The organism is Streptomyces sp. NPDC048516 (genome assembly GCF_043199875.1).
Lineage (GTDB): Bacteria > Actinomycetota > Actinomycetes > Streptomycetales > Streptomycetaceae > Streptomyces.
Window position 1 is genome coordinate 176785 of record NZ_JBICWS010000013.1, and the last position, 19547, is coordinate 196331.

Sequence of the window (19547 nt, forward strand, 5' to 3'; positions counted from 1 at the left end):
CGATGAGGTCGCCCAAGGCTGGTGCTCGCTATGCGTGCGCGGCAGGAACCACTGTGGCCTGCTCGACGATGAGAGCGCATGCGTGGCGCAGGAAGTGGGCTATCGCCGGCTGGGCCAGGCGGTAGTACCGGTGGCGTCCACGAGGCTCGACCTGCAGCAGACCGCCGGCGACCAGTTTGCTCAGGTGCGTGCTGGCGGTCGAGGCCGCAGTGCCCGCGGCGTCGGTCAGTTCGCTGGCGGAATAGTCCTGTCCGTCCAGTAGCTTGTACAGAATCCGTACGCGACTGGAGTCCGCCAGCAAGGAAGCGATCATGACCAGCCGCTTTTCCTTGTCATCCCGGAAGCGTCTTTGCTCCCCGTTCTGCCTTCGGCAGCGTAACTGATGTGACGAGCATATGGAGTAGACGGAACCGCTGTGCATTCCACTCAGCCCTTTCTTCGCTGGCGGCCGATGCCGGGGTGCCGACTGCTCCCCCGGCATCGGCTGCGACGTCTTGTAACGTGCTCAGCTGAAACTTTGGCCGTGCTGCTCTCAGAAGCCGATGTCGACTCCGTAGTTCTTGATCCACTTATTGAAGCTGACAATGCAGGACATGCTGTGCGCCGTGCTGGGAGCTGTGCCGACGCAGGGCACCGGCCGGGTGCTGTCGAGCATGGCAGCCACCTTGGCGCGGTCGAGGATGTCGAAGACCGGCTCCGTCGGCCGCTGTACGAGAGCGGCCAGTTGCGCACGGACGTGCTTGAGGTACCTGTCGTCGCGTGCTGCCGGATAGCCGCTCTTCTTTCGCCAGGCGACCGAGGCGGGAAGCGTGTCGGCGACGGCGTGCCGCAGGAGGCCCTTCTCCATTCCGCCCATCTGCTTGATCGGAACGGCTTCGATCGCACCATACGGTGTTACGCGGTTCTGGAGCGGCATGGCTCCCCTTTCCTGCGACTCCTCGTCGTCTGCTGGCCGAACGGTTACGCCGCCAAGATCGCGTGCCGTGAGGACGGCACGTGGCTCGGCGCGAACAGCTCAGAGTCACCGGACTGCTGGTGCCACAGCTGCATGACCGCGTAGGAGCGCCAAGGCCGCCACTGCTCCGCCCGGCGCATCACCGCGGAGAGCTCTGTCGGCTGCCTGAGAGCCCGCAGGGCGCGGGTGGTTGCTGGAGCCTGCGCGAGGAAGACATCGGGATTTTTCAGCGCCCGCATGACGAGATAGGCGGCACCTTGCCCGCTCAGGCCGGCCTGCATCAGTTGACGCTCGGTATCGGCACGATCGCTTCCGTCGCTCATGGTCAAGGCTCCGGTGGCCAGGTCGGTGGCAACGCGGTGCAGCAACTTCGCCGCACCGGCGGGGAGCAGGTCGTCCAACGGTGCCTCGGAGAGCGTCTCGGGCAGCGGGAACAGATGGGTCACGGTACCCATCGGGGACGACAGCGGACATCCGTACCGACGCGTGAGTTCGGCTGCCGCCAGGCGTCCCTGAGCTCCAGGCATCGCCTGCTGCAAGGTGGTGCGCAGCAACAGTTCCTCGGGGTCCGCCGCGCCCGCCACCCGCAACCCGGGATGGGCCTTGACGAGCGCGGCCATCAGCGGCTCATCGGCCAGCAGCTCGGTGATCGCGAGCGGGTCGGCATCCAGGTCCAGGAGACGTCGACAGCGGTGGATGGCGGTGGCCAGATCCCGTATGTCTTCGAGCCGGAAATGCGCCTCAACGTATCTGTTTTGTGGCGTGAGAGAGACCGCGGCCGCCCCGTGAGGCAGTGTCAGGCTCCGGCGATAGGTGTCCCCGTCGATCTCTTCGATCCCCGGTACGGCATGGGCTGCGAAGAACCGCAACAGCGCCGGCCCGTCGAAGGGTTCGCGGACCGAAAGGCGCACCACAATGCTCCCGGTCGCCTGGTCTGCCGGCGAGGCCGCCATCTCCCGCAACACGGTGGGAGTGCGGTCGAACACGGCGGCCATGGTGGCGTTGAACTGACGAACACTGGAGAAGCCGGCCGCCATCGCCACATCGGTGACGTTCAAAGTGGTTGTCTCCAGCAGGATGCGAGCGGTCTGCGCGCGCTGCGCACGGGCAAGCGCCTGCGGGCCGACCCCGACCTCAGCGGTGAGCAGCCGGTGTAGATGACGTGTGGTGTAGCCCAGACGGGCAGCGAGTCCGGCCACTCCTTCGCGGTCACAGACACCATCGGCGATGAGCCGCATGGCCCGGCCCACCACGTCAGCTCGAAGGTTCCACTCAGGCGATCCTGGGCTGGCGTCTGGATTGCACCGCTTGCAGGCGCGGTAACCAGCCTCCTGTGCAGCTGCCGCACTTCGGTAGAAGCGGACGTTCTTGCGCTTTGGACAGCCAGGGCAACTGGGACGACAGTAGATGCCGGTGGTAACGACAGCAGAATAGAACATTCCATCGAATCGGGTGTCTCGGCTGAGTGTGGCCCGCCAGCAGCGTTCAAAGTCAAGCACGGTTGAAACCTTTCCACTGAAGAGCGCGCGACGCTGGCAGCTATCGGACATGCAGGCCCCGTATCGACTTGGACAGCACTGGCACTGAAACTCAATCGCACAACCCAACTGATCCGGAACGTACGGTTCAGGCGAGCATCGGACTTCGCTCGCACCGGGAAGGTCGTGGTTCCACTCGGCCGACCCGCGACACAAGGCCACCACGACCCGTTCCGACATGGAGCCCGCCGAATTCCCTGGCAGACCCAGCCGACCAGATCGTTCAGCAATTCCGCCCCTTGGGTATGCCTTCAAGAACCGTGACGTCCGGCGATTCCCGCGTCTCACGATGCGGGAAGGGCCGGCATACGCTCCACCAGATGCGTTACGGCCCACAAGAGGGCGACGTCGCAGCAAACCGGATGGGGAGCTTCGCGCAGACGTGTTGCTCCGCAGCGACATCCTTCCTCCAGCCGCTGCCACCAGGGCGAGCAGCGGATTCAGCGCAGCGCTGTCGACCCCCTTGCCATCCCTCGCTCTTTAGGTTGCACTGACGTGATTGCGCCTCCACTTGTGTACCTCGTGGCCGAAAATTCGCCAGTCGGTCGCGCACGAACCGCCCCATTGCCACAGACAGACCAGGGGCCATGAATTCATAACCCAAACGCCTGCGAGAAGCCATAACCGGCATCTCGTGCAAGCTACACCTACCTCGCGACAGACAGGCAAGCAGAACAGAGGATGGGGTTCGATCACCGCAGAGCGAGGCATGTTGAGATTCACAGGGGTGCTAGAGAACCGCTTACTGCGAAGAGGGAGCCGTTCCAGGTAGTGGATTACTCGCGCTAGCCGCCTCCGATGAATGGCATGGTCGACCAGCAGGCGCTGTGACCATTCACCCTCTGTTGAGCCTACGTTGCGCCCAAGGGGCAGGCACTCTCCGGTCCGGCATTTGCGTCGTCAAAATTCCTGGGAGCGGCAGGACCACGTCACCGTCCGTGCCATCCAGGCGATAGCACGACGAATGCATATCGCTACGCTCTCCAGAACAGTCTGACCGTCGCTGGTGCGTAGTGCGAGGAGCCCCTCGGCGACTGACTCGCTGCGGCTTCAGACAGCGCACGAGATCGTCCTCCGCCTGGTGCCCAGCGGTGACAGCCCACCAGAAGAGCGGGCTGCCTGAAGACTCCGCCCGACTGCTGCGACCTTGCCGCCCAATCGCCATCGCTGTACTAGAAGTCGAGTTCGACGGAGTCGATGTCGCTGAACCCCACCAACAGCCCATCGGCCCGTCGGCCGCTCTCCTTGAACTCCCCGCGGCCGGTCACCCCGTACACCTGGGAGGCGGTCTACTTCGACCAGGACCTGGCCACGCTGACCCGGCTGGCGCAGGCGGCGGCCGAGGTCGGCGCGGAGCGCTTCGTGCTGGACGACGGGTGGTTCCGGGGGCGGCGGGACGATCGTGCCGGGCTCGGCGACTGGTATGTGGATGCGGAGGTCTGGCCGGACGGGCTGCATCCGCTGATCGATACCGTGCACCGTCTGGGCCTGCGGTTCGGGCTGCGGGTCGAACCGGAGATGATCAACCCGGACTCCGATCTGGCCCGTGCGCACCCGGACTGGATCCTGGCCGCCTCCCCGTCACGGCTGCCGCCGGCCTCGCGTCACCAGCAGGTTCTCGATCTGGCGCGCCCCGAGGCGTACGCACACATCCTGCAGCGGCTGGACACCCTGCTGCGCGAGCACCGCATCGACTACCTCAAGTGGGACCACAACCGTGATCTCGTGGACGCGGCAGCACACCACCAGACGACAGCCGCCTACCGACTGATGGACGAACTGAGGGCGCATCACCCGCAGTTGAAAATCGAATCCTGTGCGTCCGGTGGCGGCCGGGTCGATCCGGGGGTGCTGGAGCGCACCGACCGGGTGTGGACCAGTGGCTGTGTCGATGCGCTGGAGCGTCAGCGGATCCAGCGCTGGACCGGTCTGCTGCTCCCGCCGGAATTGCTCGGCGCGCATGTGGGGGCGCCGGTCGCCCATACGACGGGGCGCACGCACACCCTGGACTTCCGCGCGGGGACGGCGCTGTTCTGCCACTTCGGGATCGAGTGGGATCTGTAGAGTCCGGCCATGGCTTATACCTTCCAGGTAACCGTGGACTCGGCCGACCCGCACTCCCTCGCCGACTGGTGGGCCGACGCTCTCGGCTGGGAAGTGGAGCCGGGCGACGAGGCGTTCATCCGCCGGATGGTCGCCGAGGGCCAGGCGAGTGAGGACGACACCACCACCCACCACGGCACCCTCGTATGGAAGGGCGGCGCCGCGATCCGCCATCCGGAGGGCCTGGACCGGGCGCCGCGCATCCTCTTTCAGCTCGTGACGGAGCCCAAGGTGGCCAAGAACCGCGTCCACCTGGACGTGCGCACGGGTCCCGACGATCCCCGGACCGTGGTCGAGCGGCTGATCGCCAAGGGGGCCACGCTCGTGCACCACGGCAAGCAGGGTCCCTTTGCCTGGACCACACTCGCCGACCCGGAGAACAACGAACTCTGCGTATCGACCTGACGCGAGGGCGGACGGGCCCGACACCCGGACGGGCCCCACACCCCGGCGGGCCCGGAGCTCAGATCGCGCCGTGATGCTCCGCCCAGTACGGGTCCCGCAGCTGCCTCTTGAAGAGCTTTCCCGACTCGTCACGCGGCAGCAGTTCCTCGAAGACCACGGCCCGGGGGACCTTGTACCCGGCAAGCCGCTCGGCGACGTGGGCGCGTACCACCTCGGCGCTGAGCAGCACACCGGGTTCGGTCTGCAGATGGGCGGCGAGCACTTCGCCGAACTCCTCGTCGGGGATACCGAAGACCGCCACGTCACGGACCCCGTCGAGGGCGAGCAGGCAGCCTTCGATCTCCGCGGGGTAGATGTTGACGCCGCCCGAGATGACCATGTCGTTCCGGCGGTCACTGAGGAAGAGGTAGCCGTCCGCGTCGAGATGGCCGATGTCTCCGATGGTGACGTATCCGGGCAGGCCCGGTGCTTCCATGGCGGCGCGCCGGCCGGGGTCGCCGAGGTAGGTGAACCGGGGCCAGCCGTCGCCGGGTTTCAGGTAGATGTCACCGGTGACTCCGGCCGGCAGCGGCTTGTTGTCCGGGCCGATGACCGCCACCTCGCAGGTTCCGGTGGCGCGTCCGACGGTGCCGGGGTGGGCCAGCCACTCGGCGCTGTCGCACCAGGTCACAGCGCCGGTCTCACTGCCGCCGTAGTACTCCCGCAGTACCGGTCCCAGCCAGTCGATCATGGCGTACTTGATATGCGGCGGACAGGGCGCCGCGGCGTGTACGACGGAGGTGAGCGAGGACAGGTCGTAGCGCTCGCGTACGTCCTTCGCCAGCCGCAGCAGCCGTACGAACATCGTGGGCACGACCTGCACCTGCTCGATGCGGTGGTGGGCGATCAGCCGCAGGAATTCCTCGGCGTCGAATCGCGGCATGAGAGTGATGTCCAGGCCGGCCGCGAGGGCGAGGACGGCGTGCTGGCTGGGTGAGGCGTGGTAGAGCGGGGCGGGGATGAGCGTGCGTCCGCCGGGGACGACGGCGAAGCGCTCCAGGAATAACCGCACCCCTTCTTCGAGCTGCTGGGGAGCGACGGGTTCGCGCAGAACTCCCTTGGGGAGCCCGGTGGTTCCCGAGCTGTAGATCACGGTGGGCGGGCGTTCCCCGGCTTCCTGGTCCAGCGGGGCAAAGCCTTCCAGCCACCGGTCGAGCAGCGGGTGCTCTCCCGAGACGGGCGGCACGGCGATCCCGCAGGCGGCCGCGACCCCGGCGGGAACGGCGGCCTCGACGATCCGTACACCGTCCGGGAGCACGGCGGTCACCGCGTCGAGCATGTCGCTGTGCGCAAAGACGACCTTGCTGCCGCTGTCGGTGAGCACATGCCGCAGGTCGTCCTGGCGGAAATGCCAGTTGACGGGTACCGCCGAGGCGCCCAGCAAGGCGGCCCCGGCGGTGATCTCCAGGTGGGCGGGCTCGTTGCGCATCACGACGGCGATCCGGTCGCCGGGCTCGACTCCCGCCGCCCGCAGCCCGGTGGCGATCCGCGCCGCACGGTCGAGGAAGGACGGATAGTCGCGTTCATGACCCGCGCAGCGAATGGCCGGGGCGCCGGCGACGGGCGGGACGACGGCTTCCATGGTGCCTCCAGTGAATGCGACCGGAAGGCCCATTGAACCGACAAGTGCGGTGGTTATCCAGAGCGCCCGCCGCCGGCCGGCACTCCCCCGGGCCCTCGGCGGCGTCCCTTGCAACCCCTCTTTCCCAAGGCTCCGCTGAGATCCGAGGTCTTGCACCCTTCCAACCCTCCCCTTCACCAACTTCCTTACATTTTCCGGCAGATGCTCCGATGTTTGTCGCATCCAGGGTCTTCCGGTCCGGGTTCGGGCGCTGCACCATGCGGGGTGGCACAGGAGGCACGTACGTGACCAACTGACCCGAGGAGCGAGCGATGCACAGCCGCACCAGACCGTTCCGGCTGCTGGGGCTCATGGGGGTGCTGGGCACCCTGCTACTGGCCGCAGGCAGCCCCGTGGCCGCCGCGGAGCCCCCGCCGCGGCCCGCCGCCGGCCCCGGAACCAACCACGCGAACGACGATCCCTTCACCTCGTCGCGGACCTCGTGGTGGCGTCAGGACCGCTTCGGGATGTTCATCCACTTCGGCGCGTACTCCCACCTGGAGGGCGAGTACACCCGGCCCGACGGCACGGTGTGCCGCAACGCGGAGTGGATCAAGCGCGAGTGCCGGATCCCGGACGACGTGTACGAGCAGCAGGCCGCCGCCTTCAACCCGTCCGCCTTCGACGCCGGGGCGATCGTCCGGGCGGCCAAGGACGCCGGCCAGCGCTACATCGTCATCACGGCCAAGCACCACGACGGCTATGCGATGTGGCCGACGCGGCAGAACACCTGGAACCTGCGCGACCACTCCTCCTTCGACCCGCACCGCGACATCCTCGCCGAGCTGAAGAGGGCCGCCGACGCCGCCGGGATCAAGCTCGGCTTCTACTACTCGATCTGGGACTGGCACGACCCGGACTTCGCCGGCCCGGCGACCTTCCCGCGCTACAAGAAGCGGATGTACGGCCAGCTCAAGGAGCTGATCGACAACTACGACCCGGCGCTTTTGTGGTTCGACGGCGAATGGGACACGGACAACCCCACCAACCGCTGGTCGCGCCGGGACGGCGCCGACCTCCAGGCGTATCTGCACGGGCTGAACCCGCGCCTGATCGTCAACAACCGCGTCGGCAAGCGCGAGGTGGTCGACGGGGACTTCGGCACACCGGAGCAGGAGATTCCCGCGGAGCCGGTCGACGGGCAGTTGTGGGAGAGCTGTATGACGCTCAACGACCACTGGGGCTTCGCCAAGTACGACACCAACTGGAAGCCTGCGGCAACGGTGGTGCGCAACCTGCTGGACGTGGCGAGCCGCGGCGGCAACTATCTGCTCAACGTGGGCCCCGACAAATCCGGGCGGATCCCGCAGCCGTCCGCCGAACGGCTGCGCGAGACCGGCAGGTGGCTGGGCGCGCACGGTCAGGGCGACGCGGTCCACGGGGCCGGCTACACCGGGCTGGTGGCGGACCCGGCCTGGGGCACGGTCTCCCGGCGGGACGACGCACTGTACGCCTCGGTCACCTCCTGGCCGGCCGCCGGCACGCCCCTCCACCTCACCGCCAAGGGGCGGTTCGAGATCACCGCGGCCCGGGTGCTGGGCAGTTCTCAGCAGGTCAAGGTCACCCGGGCCGGGGACGGCTTCGACCTCACCCCGTCCGGCACCGCCACCGGTCCGCTCGCGACCGTCATCCGGCTCACGATCACACCGCCGGCCGCCGCACCCGCCGGCACCGGAAAGGGGCTGACGGCCCGGAGCTGGGCGAACGGCTCCTTCACCGGCCCGCCCGCGGTGACCACCGTCGACCCGACGGTGAACAAGGCCTACCGCTTCGACGGATCACCGGACCCGGCGATCCCCTCCGATCACTTCAGCACCCGCTGGACCGGCAGTATTCAGCCGCGCTTCGACGAGACGTACACCTTCACCACCGTCTCCGACGACACCGTGCGGCTGTGGATCGACGGCAAGCCGGTGATCGACAGCACCACCCCGCACGGCCCGAAGGCCGACAAGGGGACCGTCACCCTGCGGGCCGGTCACCGGCACAGCATCCGGCTCGACTACACGGAGCAGACCGGTGAGGCCTATATGAAGCTGCTGTGGTCCAGCCCGAGCCAGCCCCAGCAGATCGTGCCGCAACGACAGCTCTACGCCGACTGACCACTGCTGTCCTGGCCGACCACGGCCAGGCGGGCACAGCCGGGCAGGCACAGCCGAGCAGGCACAGCCGGGCAGGCGGCGGCGGAGAGGCGGAGAGGCAGAGTCGGGCAGGCGGGAAAGGGTTCGCGCCCGGTTGGGCCGTTCGGGTCGGTTCGAGCCCCCTGAGGTGCCCGGTTCGCTCCCGCGGTGGCGGCGCGGCCGATGCCGACGAGCTCACCCGGCCGCTGTGTCCGCTCGGGCGCCGGCCCTGACCCCGGAGGAAGAGGCCCACGGGTCAGGGCCGACGCCCGAGCGATCGGTGATTCAGTCGATGCCGCGGAAGATGTTCGGTTCGGCGGGATCGTCGTCGCAGCCGGCGAGACGCACGGGGGCGCAGCGGTCCCAGACTTCCAGATTGCGGACTTCCTTGATCCGTCCGGGCCGCTCGCCCTGCTTCAAACGGGGCTGCTTGTATTGAGCCTTGTGCAATGCCACCACGCACTCCTTCATCTGAGGTATTGGTCCGACGCGGTGGCGCCTTGTTCACAAACCGGGAGGTCAGCCAAGGTTTGTGGCGTTCCCGCGACGGGCCAATGGTGTTGGCGTCTCCCAGAAAGGTCGTCCGTCGCCCCTCAGAGTAACGACGCCGCACTCCGCGCGCTCGACGTTTTCCGGCGGCAAAGGCACGTCATCGGAAGATGCGGATACGGGGCCCCTGAACGAGGGGAAAGCGGGCGGAATATGTGACGCACGTCACTCACTCCAATGGCCCTCAGGTTGCTGCATTCGCCCCGATCCCTACGCTGAAGAGTGAGCGACGGATCCGGCTCCGGTCGCCGCGCGCCCTGCTGCGGGGCACGCGGCGGCAGTGCTACCCATGGGCAGGTGGCTTGGTTCTCGGATTCCGGTTACTGGCTCGGGCGGCTGGCCTTCCAGCGCATGCTGGCGGTCCTCTACGTGGTCGCGTTCCTGGCGGCGGCCCGGCAGTTCCGGGCACTCATCGGCGCGCGCGGCATGCTGCCGGTGCCCGTCTTCGTGGCGCGGGTGCCGTTCCGCGCGGCACCCTCGGTCTTTCACCGGCACTATTCGGACCGTTTCTTCGCCCTCTGGTCATGGAGCGGGGCGCTGCTGGCCGCGGCCGTGGCGGCGGGGGCGGCGGATGCCGTGCCGCTGTGGGCGTCGATGGTGCTGTGGGCCGTGCTGTGGGCGATGTATCTGTCCATCGTGAACGTCGGGCAGACCTGGTACAGCTTCGGCTGGGAGTCGCTGCTGCTGGAGGCCGGCTCCCTCGCGGTGTTCCTCGGCAACGGCGAGATCGCTCCCCCGGTGCCCGTGATGTGGCTGCTGCGCTGGGTGCTGTTCCGGGTGGAGTTCGGGGCCGGGTTGATCAAGATGCGCGGCGACCACTGCTGGCGTGACTTGACCTGCCTGTACTACCACCACGAGACGCAGCCGATGCCCGGCCCGTTGAGCTGGTTCTTCCACCATCTGCCCGGGCCCCTGCACCGGGTCGAGGCGGCCGCCAACCATGTCGCCCAACTCGCCGTACCCGTCCTGCTGTTCACCCCGCAGCCGGTCGCCGGGTGGGCCGCGGTCGCGATGGTCGTCACCCAGCTGTGGCTGGTACTGTCCGGCAACTTCGCCTGGCTGAACTGGGTGACCATCGCGCTCGCCCTGTCGGCCGCCGCTCCGTTGTGGGGGCCACCGTCCACGCCGCTGCCCGGGCCTCCGGTGTGGTTCGAGGTCCTGGCCCTCATCGCCACGGCCGGAGTCCTCTTCCTCAGCTATCGGCCGGCGCGCAATCTGCTGGCCCGGCAGCAGATGATGAACACGTCCTACGAGTCACTGCATCTGGTCAATTCGTACGGGGCCTTCGGCAGCATCACCCGAGTGCGCCGGGAAATCGTCGTGGAGGGCACCGCGGACGCCGTGACCGGGCCGGAGACGACCTGGCTTCCCTATGAATTCCGCGGAAAGCCGGGGGCGGTAGGGCGGCCGCCGCGCCAATTCGCGCCGTATCACCTCCGGCTGGACTGGCTGATGTGGTTCGCCGCGCTGTCGCCGGCCTATGCGCGGTCGTGGTTCGTCCCGTTCGTCGCACGGCTGCTGGAGAACGACCGGGACACACTGCGGCTGTTGCGCCACAATCCGTTCCCGGATCTGCCGCCGGCCCGGATCAGGGCCCGGGTCTTCCGCTACCGCTTCACGACCTGGCAGGAACTGCGGGAGACCCGGGCGTGGTGGCATCGCACCGAGGAGCGGGAGTTTCTGGCGCCGGTTGCGCGGTCAGCTCTGCACGGAAGGCGATGACCATATCGCGGGCGTGGCGCAGTCCGATGCGGGTGAAGTCCGCTTCCAGGGAGGCGAGTTCGGCCATGGTCTCGTCCCGGTCGCGGCCGAGGCGGGAGCGGGATTTGGCCAGGCCCAGCCGGGAGAGCGCCAGCCCGCGGGGCTCCTGCATCTCGCGGAACTCCCGCAGCGAGAGGGTGTACATCTCGCGCGCGGACTCGTAACGGCCCGCCCGGTAGAAGACATTGCCGCGCATCTTGTGGTTGTAGGCGAGCGCGCTGGCCAGGTCCATGGTGCGGCAGATCGCCTCCGCCTCGGACAGCAGCGTCAGCGCCCGTTCCGTCTGGCCCTGGACGGACAGGACGTCGGCGACGCCGCGCAGCGACCAGGCGCGCCCGCGGAAGTCATCGGCCTCGGCGGCGATGCGGGCGGACTCCTCGAACAGCTCCAGGGCCTTGTCGTAGCCGCCGGTGTTGCGGTGCATCTGGGCTATGCCGGACATCGCCCAGACCATGTGCCGGGCCTCGCCGTGCGCCCGGCCCTGGGCGAGCAACTGCTCATGGAGCTCGGCGACCGCTTCGTAGTCGCCCTGTATCCGGCCGGTCTCGGCGAGGCCGGCGAGCGAGTAGCCGTGGGCGAGCCGGTCGCCGCTGCCGTCGGCCAGCGTCACGGCATGGGTGAGCAGCCGGCGGGCGAGCGGCAGGGAGCCGCACTGACGGGCCAGGGTGCCGCCGCTCCACAGCGCCCAGGCCATCGCGCCCCGGTCACCGGCACCACGGGCACTGCGGTAGCTCTCCCGCCAGGCGTCGCCCGCCTGCGCCACCCGGCCGAGCCGCCGGTTCGCCTCGGCGACCGCGAGCGCGGCCCGGGACCGCTCCAGCGCCGTGCCAGCTTCGGCGTGCGCGCGGCTCGCCTTCGTCAGCACCTCCTCGTAAGAGGAGTTCACGCCCAGTGCCGTGCCCAACTCGCCCTGATATTCCGGGGCGAATGCCTTGCCGTACATAGATACCCGTGGCCTCTCGATCATCTTTGCGCCTTGATCAACAACCTATGAGCTGGGAGAGCGCGGCGAATCAGTCCGTGTATGGGTTGTGCTGTACGACTCGAGTGCTACGGGAGGGGTCATGGTCATCACGGGGATGTAGGGGGACGTCAGGGTCGCCCCTGCCGGGGTACCGCCATCGCGTTGCACCTCACGCCCTTCGGGGGCGTCACTTGCCGGAGCAGGGGCGGACGGGACACCCTGCTGCCACGACCACCCGATCACGGACCACCGACCGCCGAGCACCGAGGTGTGGCATGAGCGCAGCGCGTACGGGAACGCAGACCGGGACAGGGAGCAACCGCATCGGCCGCAGGCGGTTCCTCGGCGTCGCGGCGGGGCTGGCCGCGGCGGGCGGGGCAGGCGGGGCGGGACTGCTGACGGCGGAGGATCCGGCGCCCGGGCACGCCACCCGCCACGCTGCCGGGCACCGCCGGCGCCGCGTCCGGCCGCTCTTCCTGGGGACGTACACCTCGGCCGCGGGCGGCGGTGCCGGGGTCGGACTCGGTACGTACGACACCGTCACGGGCCGGATCACCGGCACCGGTGCCGTCGACGGGGTCGCCGACCCCTCCTACCTCGCACTGGCACCGTCCGGCCGTACCCTCTACGCGGTCGACGAGCAGGAGCGGGGCGAGGTGACCGCGATGGCGCTGAGGACGGACGGACCGCCCACGGTGCTGGGCACCCGGTCCACCGGCGGCGCCGGTCCCTGTCATCTGTCGGTCCACCCCAGCGGCCGCTGGCTGCTCAGCGCCAACTACCTCTCCGGCAGCGTCGCCGTGCATCCGGTCGACCTCGCCACCGGCTCCCTGGGCGCGCGCACGGATCTGGTCACCCACACCGGCCCGCCGCCCGGGCCCGGCCAGGACGGGCCGCATGCCCACCAGATCATCACCGCCCCGGACGGCCGGCACGTACTGGCCGTCGATCTCGGCAACGACACCGTCTACACCTACCGGCTGGACGAGTCGGCCGGAGAACTCACCCAGGTGTCGTATGCGTCGCTGCGGCCCGGCGCCGGCCCCCGGCATCTGACGTTCCACCCGTCGGGTGCCTTCGCCTATCTGGCGAACGAGGTCGACAACACGGTCGTGGTCTGCCGCTACGACCGCGGAACCGGGCGGCTGACGCCCGGTGCACCGCAGTCCACGGGAACCGGCCCGGGCACCAGCTATCCGGCGCAGATCCTGGTCACCCGCGGCGGCGGCTTCGCCTTTCTCGCCAATCGCGGTCACAACAGCCTCACCCGCTATGCCGTGGAGGCGGCCGGGGCACGGCTGCGGCTGCTGGACACCGTGCCGGTGGGCGGGGACTTCCCCCGGCAGATCGCCTTTTCGCCGGATCAGCGGTGGCTGTTCGCGGCGAACCAGAAGTCCGGGTCGGTGACGGTGTTCTCGGTGGATGCCCGGACCGGGTCGCTCCATCGCACGGACGCGCCGTTCGCGGCGCCCGTCCCGGTATGTGTCCTGCCGCTGTGAGCGCGGATCACGGCCCCACGCGGAACTCCGGTGCCGGAACTCCGCGGCCGGGGGAAACGGGCCGCCCGCCCGCGCGGTGCCGCCGCTGAGTGTGAGCGGCCGGCACCACGCCGGTCCGGGCGCGAGCCGCGGTTACTCGGAAGCGGCCCCGCCCCAGCTCTGGGAGATGGCGAGCTTGGCATTGCTCTGCTGGGTCTCGGTCGGGAAGCTCGGCGTACCGGAGACCTTCGGCAGCTTTGCCGCCGCGGCCTTGTCGAGCTTGCCGGCCTTCTTCATGGCGTCCATCAGGGCCGGGCGGGCGTAGCCCTTGAGTCTGAGGTTCTGGCCCTCGGGGCTGTAGAGGTACTCCTGCCACAGGCGCGCGGCCGCGGGGTGCGGCGCGTCCTTGTTGATGGCCTGCGAGTAGTACTGGGAGAACTTGCCGTCCGTGGGGACCGTGACCGTCCAGTCGAGGCCCTTGGACTTGAACGCGTCGGTGTACCCGGCGTTCAAGTAGTCCCAGTCGATACTGATCGGCGTCCGGCCCTTCGTGATGGTGGCCGCGGTGGATTTCACGGGCGCGAGAACGCCGTCCTTCTTCAGCTTGGTGAAGAAGTCTATGCCGGGCTGGATGTCCTCGAAGGAACCGCCGCGGGCGAGGGCGGCCGCGTACACGGCGCCGAAGGCCGAGCCCGAGGAGGTCGGGCTGCCGTTGAGCGCGACCTTCCCCTTGTACTGCGGCTGGAGCAGATCCTTGAAGCTGGTCGGGCAGGTCTGCACCCGCTTGGCGTCGCAGCCGAAGGAGATGTAGCCGCCGTAGTCGTTCGCCCAGCGGCCGATCGAGTCCCGCTGGACGTCGGGGATGTCGGCGAAACCGGTGACCATGTACGGCGCGAGCAGCCCGTCCTGGGCGGCGCTCTGTGCGAAGGAGCTGCCGAGGTCGAGGACGTCGGGCGCGTTGTCCTGGCCCTGGCGCGAGGTGACCGCTTTGATCTCGTCCTGGCTGGCGCCCTTCGAGTTCTCGACCTCGACCTTGATGCCGTACTTCTTGGTGAAGCCGTCGATCAGGGCGCCGTAGTTGGCCCAGTCGCGGGGCAGCGCGATCGCATGCAGGGTGCCTTCCTTCTTGGCCGCCTCGGCCAGGGCGTCGACGCCGCCCAGGGCCTCGGCCGTGGTCGCGGTGGCCGCGTTCTTTCCGTCAGCGGTGTTCGCGTCGGAAGCCCCGCCACATGCGCTGAGGGCGAGTGCGGCGGGGATGGCGAGGACGCCGGTGAGGACGGCTGTCCTCGGTGGGAACACGGTCACGGTCTCTCCAGAGGGGTACGCGCAGAGGGTTGAGGGGAATCATGCGGGGCCACACAGGGGATGCACGTGGGGGGTGAGCACCTGTCCGACGGGTTGTCTGACAAGTTGGGCCTCAGTAGGCCCAACTATGGGGACCGGCAGGTAAACATTGGTAAAAGTACTGACTCCGATTCGCTCGCAATCGCAGCTCGCGGGGGTCACGAAGGCACCTCGTCCGGGCCGGCCGCGCTCCACACTCCGCACACAACTTCGCGCACAACTTCGCGCGGTCCGGCGAGCAGAGCGGCGCGACACGAGGCGATCGCCGGCGAGCCGGGGCGGGCTGATTCACAGGACACTCCCTAGCCGGCCAGGTACTGCCGCAGCAGATCGCGCAGATCGGTCTCGAACACGGCGTACCGGCTGCGGAGCCGGTCGCCGGGCCAGGCCTCGGGCAGGAGCTCGGTGGGAAGCAGGGGGTCGGAGAGGAGATGCCGGAGTGCGGCCGCAGCGATGGTGAAACGGTCGGCGGGGGCGTCGGCGCGGTCCAGTGCGGAGGCCAGGGCGCGGGCACGGCGCGCCCATCCGGTCAGGTCCCACAGCCGGGCGGCGAGCGCGGCCGGGTCGCCGTCCGGGGCACCGGTGAGCCAGGTGCACTGCTCGGTGACGACGGCGGGGCGGGGCCGGTCGAGGTTGGCGGGGCGCAGCCAGCTGCCCTCGCGGAGTTCGGCCAGCCGCAGCGCCGCCATGGCCTGGCGCAGGGCGGTACGTTCGGCCGGCGGCCGGCCCTCCGCCGTGGCGACCACGGCGATCTCCCAGTCCCCGCTCCAGGGCCGGGTCCTCGGTGAGCGGCTCTCGTCCTGCCGGGCCTGGCGCGCCAGGAGGCGGGTGGTGAGGGCATAGGAGCCGTCGTCCTGCCGCAGGTCGTCGGCGGCCACCATGCGGGAGAGCGCGACCCGGACGGTTCCCTCGGCGATGCCGAACAGCTCGCCCACCCGTACCAGGGCGCGCGCGGGCAGCCGTGGCGGGTGGTGGCCGAGGAGAGTGCTCAGCACGATGGAGCGTGCGGTGAGCGGCCGCAATGCCAGTGCGGCGGCCTCGGTGGCGTCGGAGGTACCGGTGCCGTGGGCGGTGCCGGTGTCGTGGTCGTTCATATGTGCAGGGGATTCTAGGGGGTGGCTCCCCGAACGTCGCGGGCCCTCGGCGCCGGCCGGCGGGACGCCCGCCCGCGTGACAGCGCATGACCGTCTCCGCATGACCAACTCCGCATGCCCGTCTCCGCATGACGATCTGCGCGCCGTATCGTCATTACAGTCTTCCATCGACTGTTCTGGTTCTGTAACGTCAAGGCATGACCGTCACCCGTGAAGTCGTGAACCAGGCCCCGCCGCTGACCGGTTTCAGCACGGCGGACGAACCGGCCCTGAGGGAGGCGCTGGTCCGGGACGGCGCCGAGTGGGGCACCCGGGAAGTGGCCGAGCTCGGCGCGCTCGCCGGTTCCCCGGCGGTGCAGGACCAGGCCCGCTGGGCGGAGGAGCAGCCGCCCCGGCTGCACACCCACGACCGCTTCGGGCACCGCATCGACGAGGTCGCCTTCCACCCGGCCTGGCATCAGCTGATGACCGTCGCGGTGGAGCACGGTCTGCACGCCGCGCCCTGGGCCGACGACCGCCCCGGGGCGCATCTGGTGCGCGCCGCCAAGTTCTACGTCTGGTCGCAGGCCGAGGCGGGGCACGGCTGCCCGGTCTCGATGACGTACGCCGCCGTCCCCGCGCTGCGCGCCGCGCCGGAACTCGCCGCGCAGTACGAGCCGCTGCTCGCCGCCCGCAGCTACGACTTCGGACTGCGGGCGCCGCTGACCAAGTCGGGCCTGATCGCGGGCATGTCGATGACGGAGAAGCAAGGTGGCTCCGACGTGCGGGCCAACACGACCCGCGCCGTCCCGGCCGGCGACGGCACCTACCGCCTCACCGGCCACAAATGGTTCACCTCGGCGCCGATGAGCGATGTCTTCCTCGCGCTGGCGCAGACCGAGGAGGGCCTTGGCTGCTTCCTGGTCCCGAGGGTGCTGCCGGACGGCACGCTCAACGGCATGCGGCTGATGCGGCTCAAGGACAAACTGGGCAACCGCTCCAATGCGTCCTCCGAGATCGAGTACGACGAGGCGGTGGCCTGGCCGGTCGGCGAACCGGGCCGCGGGGTGCGGACCATCGTCGAGATGGTGAACATGACCCGGCTGGACTGTGTGCTGGGGTCGGCCGCCGGGATGCGGGCGGGGCTGCGGCAGGCGCTGCACCACACCGCGCACCGGCAGGCCTTCGGGCGGGAACTGGGCCGGCAGCCGCTGATGCGCTCGGTGCTCGCCGACCTGGCGGTCGAGTCGGAGGCGGCGACCGTGCTGGGGATGCGGCTGGCGACGGCGGTGGACCGGTCACAGGCCGGGGACGCCGGCGAGACGGCGCTGCGCCGGCTGGCGCTGGCGGCCGGGAAGTACTGGGTGTGCAAGCGCGGCAGCACCCACGCGGCGGAGGCGCTGGAGTGCCTGGGCGGCAACGGCTACGTCGAGGATTCCGGCATGCCGCGGCTCTACCGGGAAGCGCCGCTGCTGTCGATCTGGGAGGGCTCGGGGAACGTCGCCGCGCTCGATGTGCTGCGGGCGCTGGGCAAGGAGCCGGCCGCGCTGGACGCGTTCTTCGCGGAGGTGGAGACCGCGGCCGGCGCGGACCGCCGGCTGGACGCGGCGGTGGCCGGGGTCCGCAAGATGCTCGGCGGGCTCGCAGAGCCGGAGCGGGCGCAGCTGATGGCGCGGTCGCTGGCGGAGCGGATGGCGCTGGTACTGCAGGGGTCGCTGTTGGTGCGGTACAGCCACCCGGCGGTGGCCGACGCGTTCTGCGCCTCGCGGCTCGACGGGGAGTGGGGCAATGCCTTCGGCACCCTGCCGGCCGGCGCCGATCTGACCGCGATCCTGGAGCGCACCCGGCCGACGGCACCGGATGCGGCCGCGGCCGGGGCCGGAGCCTGATGTCCGTACGGGTGGAGCGCGCCGGACCGGTGACGACGGTGGTGCTCTCCCGGCCCGCGTCGCGCAATGCCGTGGACGGCGCGACGGCCGGACGACTCGCGGCCGCCTTCCGGGAGTTCGATGAGGACGACGGCGCACGGGTCGCGGTGCTGTGGGGCGAGGGCGGGACGTTCTGCTCCGGTGCCGACCTCAAGGCGGTCGGCACCGAGCGCGGCAACCGTGTGGCCCCGGACGGGGACGGGCCGATGGGGCCGACCCGGATGCGGCTCGGCAAGCCGGTGATCGCGGCGGTCGCCGGCCATGCGGTGGCCGGCGGCCTGGAGCTGGCTCTGTGGTGCGATCTCCGGGTGGCGGAGGAAGACGCCGTCTTCGGGGTGTTCTGCCGGCGCTGGGGAGTGCCGCTGATAGACGGCGGCACGGTGCGGCTGCCCCGGCTGATCGGGGCGAGCCGGGCGATGGACCTGGTGCTGACGGGGCGCCCGGTCCCGGCCGCCGAGGCGCGGGACATCGGCCTCGTCCATCGTGTGGTGCCGACCGGGACGGCCCGCGCCGAGGCGGAACTGCTGGCCGCGGAGATCGCCCGCTTCCCGCAGGCGTGCCTGCGCAGCGACCGCGCCTCCCTGCTGGATCAGGAGGGCCTGGACGAACAGTCCGCAATGGCCACGGAACTCCGCCACGGCCAGGCGGTACTGGCCGGGTCGTCGGCAGGCGCGGCCCGGTTCGCCGCGGGAGCGGGACGGCACGGGGCGCCGGACGGGGGGCCGGAAGGGGCGCCGGACGGGGCGCCGGACGGGGCGCCGGAAGGGGCGCCGGACGGGGCGCCGGACGGGGCGCCGGGGCGCTGAACGGGGGGACGCCCCGAGCGGACCCGGCCAGCGGCCGTGAGCGGGGCTGCTGGTCGCTTACGGTCTCCGCACAGCCGTCTCACTCACGGTCTCCGTATAACCGTCGCCTCCCCCACCCACACCCGCCCGCCCGCCCGCCCCGAGGAGCGCATGCCATGACCGGACTGAACTATCCCGAGGAGGGCGGAACTCGGCGTACTCCTCTGCCGCCCGGCTACCACCACCTTCATGAGGAGCTGCCGATCGGCCACGGCCCGGCGGTGCTGGCCGCGGCGGGCGAGGCGATCACCACCTTCCGGATGCATCGCGCGGCCGGTACCCGGATCCGGTCCGATGCCCCGCGGGCCGCGCCGGGGGTGGGCGTCGAGGTGTCGCTGGGCGTCGGCCCGTTCCGGCTGCGGGCACCGTGCACCGTGGTGTGGACGGTCGCCGAGGAGGACCGGATCGGCTTCGGATACGGGGCGAGGAAGGGGCATCCCGAGTGCGGCGAGGAGGCGTTCGTCGCCGAGCTGCGCCACGACGGCTCGGTGTGGTTCACCGTGACCGCCTTCAGCCGGCCCGCCAAGGCGGTCACCCGGCTCGCCGGCCCGCTGGTGCCCGTGTTCCAGCGTCAGTACGTCCGCCACCTGGGCCGGACGCTCCGTCGCCTGGCGAACTCGTGATGTTGCGCTGAGCCCGCCCTGCCGGGCGGGCGAGTCCGGGATCCCCCACGGCGGCTGGGCGTGCGCGCTCACCGCCTGGTTCGGCGATCCGCTCACCGCCTGATGGCCCCTGGAATACGCTTTGTTACCGGCGCGTAGCGGTGGGCCTCGTGATCGCCATACGTCCACCTCGGCTTCATCGTTTCGTCACCATCATCTCTG

General features: G+C 70.0%; 15 protein-coding genes and 1 pseudogene. 8 read left to right on the top strand and 8 right to left on the bottom strand.

Going from position 1 to position 19547, the window contains the following annotated elements; genetic code table 11:
- Positions 1–28: 28 nt before the first annotated feature.
- The 3 genes from ACGFR7_RS25145 to ACGFR7_RS25155 all read right to left on the bottom strand — a co-directional run bounded on the left by ACGFR7_RS25145 (position 29) and on the right by ACGFR7_RS25155 (position 2505).
- Positions 29–313 (bottom strand): ArsR/SmtB family transcription factor, encoded by a 285-nt coding sequence (locus ACGFR7_RS25145; RefSeq protein WP_393323362.1) that lies wholly within the window; start codon positions 311–313, stop codon positions 29–31.
- Between the two features lie 219 nt (positions 314–532).
- On the bottom strand, positions 533–916 hold the full coding sequence (locus ACGFR7_RS25150; RefSeq protein ID WP_393323365.1) for an asparagine synthase-related protein: 384 nt from the start codon (positions 914–916) through the stop codon (positions 533–535).
- A 44-nt stretch (positions 917–960) separates the two neighbouring features.
- On the bottom strand, positions 961–2505 hold the full coding sequence (locus ACGFR7_RS25155) for a DNA-3-methyladenine glycosylase 2 family protein (RefSeq protein ID WP_393323368.1): 1545 nt from the start codon (positions 2503–2505) through the stop codon (positions 961–963).
- Between the two features lie 1239 nt (positions 2506–3744).
- Between ACGFR7_RS25155 and ACGFR7_RS25160 the strand changes: the two are divergent.
- Together ACGFR7_RS25160 and ACGFR7_RS25165 are read left to right on the top strand one after the other, a co-directional pair.
- Positions 3745–4554: pseudogene (locus ACGFR7_RS25160) on the top strand (alpha-galactosidase); the annotation flags it as partial.
- A 12-nt stretch (positions 4555–4566) separates the two neighbouring features.
- Positions 4567–5001 (top strand): VOC family protein, encoded by a 435-nt coding sequence (locus ACGFR7_RS25165; protein WP_393323370.1) that lies wholly within the window; start codon positions 4567–4569, stop codon positions 4999–5001.
- A gap of 58 nt (positions 5002–5059) precedes the next feature.
- On the opposite strand, the gene ACGFR7_RS25170 is transcribed toward ACGFR7_RS25165, so the two are convergent.
- A complete protein-coding gene (locus ACGFR7_RS25170; RefSeq protein ID WP_393323373.1) occupies positions 5060–6622 on the bottom strand; it encodes an AMP-binding protein in 1563 nt (520 codons plus the stop codon).
- A 311-nt stretch (positions 6623–6933) separates the two neighbouring features.
- On the opposite strand from ACGFR7_RS25170, the gene ACGFR7_RS25175 reads away from it, so the two are divergent.
- Positions 6934–8763 (top strand): alpha-L-fucosidase, encoded by a 1830-nt coding sequence (locus ACGFR7_RS25175; RefSeq protein WP_393323376.1) that lies wholly within the window; start codon positions 6934–6936, stop codon positions 8761–8763.
- Positions 8764–9066: 303 nt separating this feature from the next.
- Here the strand turns inward: ACGFR7_RS25175 and ACGFR7_RS25180 are convergent, their stop codons facing one another.
- Positions 9067–9237 carry a hypothetical protein gene (locus tag ACGFR7_RS25180; protein ID WP_393323378.1) on the bottom strand — a complete coding sequence of 57 codons (171 nt, stop codon included), beginning with the start codon at positions 9235–9237 and terminating at the stop codon, positions 9067–9069.
- 390 nt (positions 9238–9627) lie between these two features.
- Here ACGFR7_RS25180 and ACGFR7_RS25185 point away from each other — a divergent pair, with 390 nt between their 5' ends.
- A complete protein-coding gene (locus ACGFR7_RS25185; RefSeq protein ID WP_393323381.1) occupies positions 9628–11052 on the top strand; it encodes a lipase maturation factor family protein in 1425 nt (474 codons plus the stop codon).
- Here the strand turns inward: ACGFR7_RS25185 and ACGFR7_RS25190 are convergent.
- On the bottom strand, positions 10946–12034 hold the full coding sequence (locus ACGFR7_RS25190; protein ID WP_393323383.1) for a tetratricopeptide repeat protein: 1089 nt from the start codon (positions 12032–12034) through the stop codon (positions 10946–10948). The genes ACGFR7_RS25185 and ACGFR7_RS25190 overlap by 107 nt on opposite strands.
- Positions 12035–12330: 296 nt before the next feature.
- On the opposite strand from ACGFR7_RS25190, the gene ACGFR7_RS25195 reads away from it, so the two are divergent.
- Positions 12331–13554, top strand: coding sequence for a lactonase family protein (locus ACGFR7_RS25195; protein ID WP_393323386.1), 1224 nt, complete (start codon positions 12331–12333; stop codon positions 13552–13554).
- A 132-nt stretch (positions 13555–13686) separates the two neighbouring features.
- On the opposite strand, the gene ACGFR7_RS25200 is transcribed toward ACGFR7_RS25195, so the two are convergent.
- Together ACGFR7_RS25200 and ACGFR7_RS25205 are read right to left on the bottom strand one after the other, a co-directional pair.
- A complete protein-coding gene (locus ACGFR7_RS25200; protein ID WP_393323389.1) occupies positions 13687–14838 on the bottom strand; it encodes an ABC transporter substrate-binding protein in 1152 nt (383 codons plus the stop codon).
- A gap of 341 nt (positions 14839–15179) precedes the next feature.
- Positions 15180–15971: a PaaX family transcriptional regulator C-terminal domain-containing protein gene (locus ACGFR7_RS25205; RefSeq protein ID WP_393323392.1), complete on the bottom strand. Its 792-nt coding sequence runs from the start codon at positions 15969–15971 to the stop codon at positions 15180–15182.
- Positions 15972–16168: 197 nt separating this feature from the next.
- On the opposite strand from ACGFR7_RS25205, the gene ACGFR7_RS25210 reads away from it, so the two are divergent.
- The 3 genes from ACGFR7_RS25210 (at position 16169) to ACGFR7_RS25220 (ending at position 19346) form a co-directional block, all read left to right on the top strand.
- The gene (locus ACGFR7_RS25210) at positions 16169–17839 is read left to right on the top strand and encodes an acyl-CoA dehydrogenase family protein (protein WP_393323395.1); all 1671 of its coding nucleotides are present in this window, start codon (positions 16169–16171) and stop codon (positions 17837–17839) included.
- On the top strand, positions 17839–18684 hold the full coding sequence (locus tag ACGFR7_RS25215; protein WP_393323398.1) for a crotonase/enoyl-CoA hydratase family protein: 846 nt from the start codon (positions 17839–17841) through the stop codon (positions 18682–18684). The genes ACGFR7_RS25210 and ACGFR7_RS25215 overlap by 1 nt, the downstream gene beginning before the upstream one ends.
- 155 nt (positions 18685–18839) lie before the next feature.
- Complete coding sequence (locus tag ACGFR7_RS25220; RefSeq protein WP_393323401.1) at positions 18840–19346, top strand: DUF1990 family protein; 507 nt, start codon at positions 18840–18842, stop codon at positions 19344–19346.
- Positions 19347–19547: the final 201 nt, after the last annotated feature.

Coding starts and splice junctions, on each gene's coding strand:
- ACGFR7_RS25205 (WP_393323392.1), bottom strand. CDS start 15,971: ATGAACGACCACGACACCGGCACCGCCCACGGCACCGGTACCTCCGAC.
- ACGFR7_RS25145 (WP_393323362.1), bottom strand. CDS start 313: ATGATCGCTTCCTTGCTGGCGGACTCCAGTCGCGTACGGATTCTGTAC.
- ACGFR7_RS25150 (WP_393323365.1), bottom strand. CDS start 916: ATGCCGCTCCAGAACCGCGTAACACCGTATGGTGCGATCGAAGCCGTT.
- ACGFR7_RS25165 (WP_393323370.1), top strand. CDS start 4,567: ATGGCTTATACCTTCCAGGTAACCGTGGACTCGGCCGACCCGCACTCC.
- ACGFR7_RS25210 (WP_393323395.1), top strand. CDS start 16,169: ATGACCGTCACCCGTGAAGTCGTGAACCAGGCCCCGCCGCTGACCGGT.
- ACGFR7_RS25155 (WP_393323368.1), bottom strand. CDS start 2,505: ATGTCCGATAGCTGCCAGCGTCGCGCGCTCTTCAGTGGAAAGGTTTCA.
- ACGFR7_RS25215 (WP_393323398.1), top strand. CDS start 17,839: ATGTCCGTACGGGTGGAGCGCGCCGGACCGGTGACGACGGTGGTGCTC.
- ACGFR7_RS25220 (WP_393323401.1), top strand. CDS start 18,840: ATGACCGGACTGAACTATCCCGAGGAGGGCGGAACTCGGCGTACTCCT.
- ACGFR7_RS25190 (WP_393323383.1), bottom strand. CDS start 12,034: ATGTACGGCAAGGCATTCGCCCCGGAATATCAGGGCGAGTTGGGCACG.
- ACGFR7_RS25170 (WP_393323373.1), bottom strand. CDS start 6,622: ATGGAAGCCGTCGTCCCGCCCGTCGCCGGCGCCCCGGCCATTCGCTGC.
- ACGFR7_RS25175 (WP_393323376.1), top strand. CDS start 6,934: ATGCACAGCCGCACCAGACCGTTCCGGCTGCTGGGGCTCATGGGGGTG.
- ACGFR7_RS25195 (WP_393323386.1), top strand. CDS start 12,331: ATGAGCGCAGCGCGTACGGGAACGCAGACCGGGACAGGGAGCAACCGC.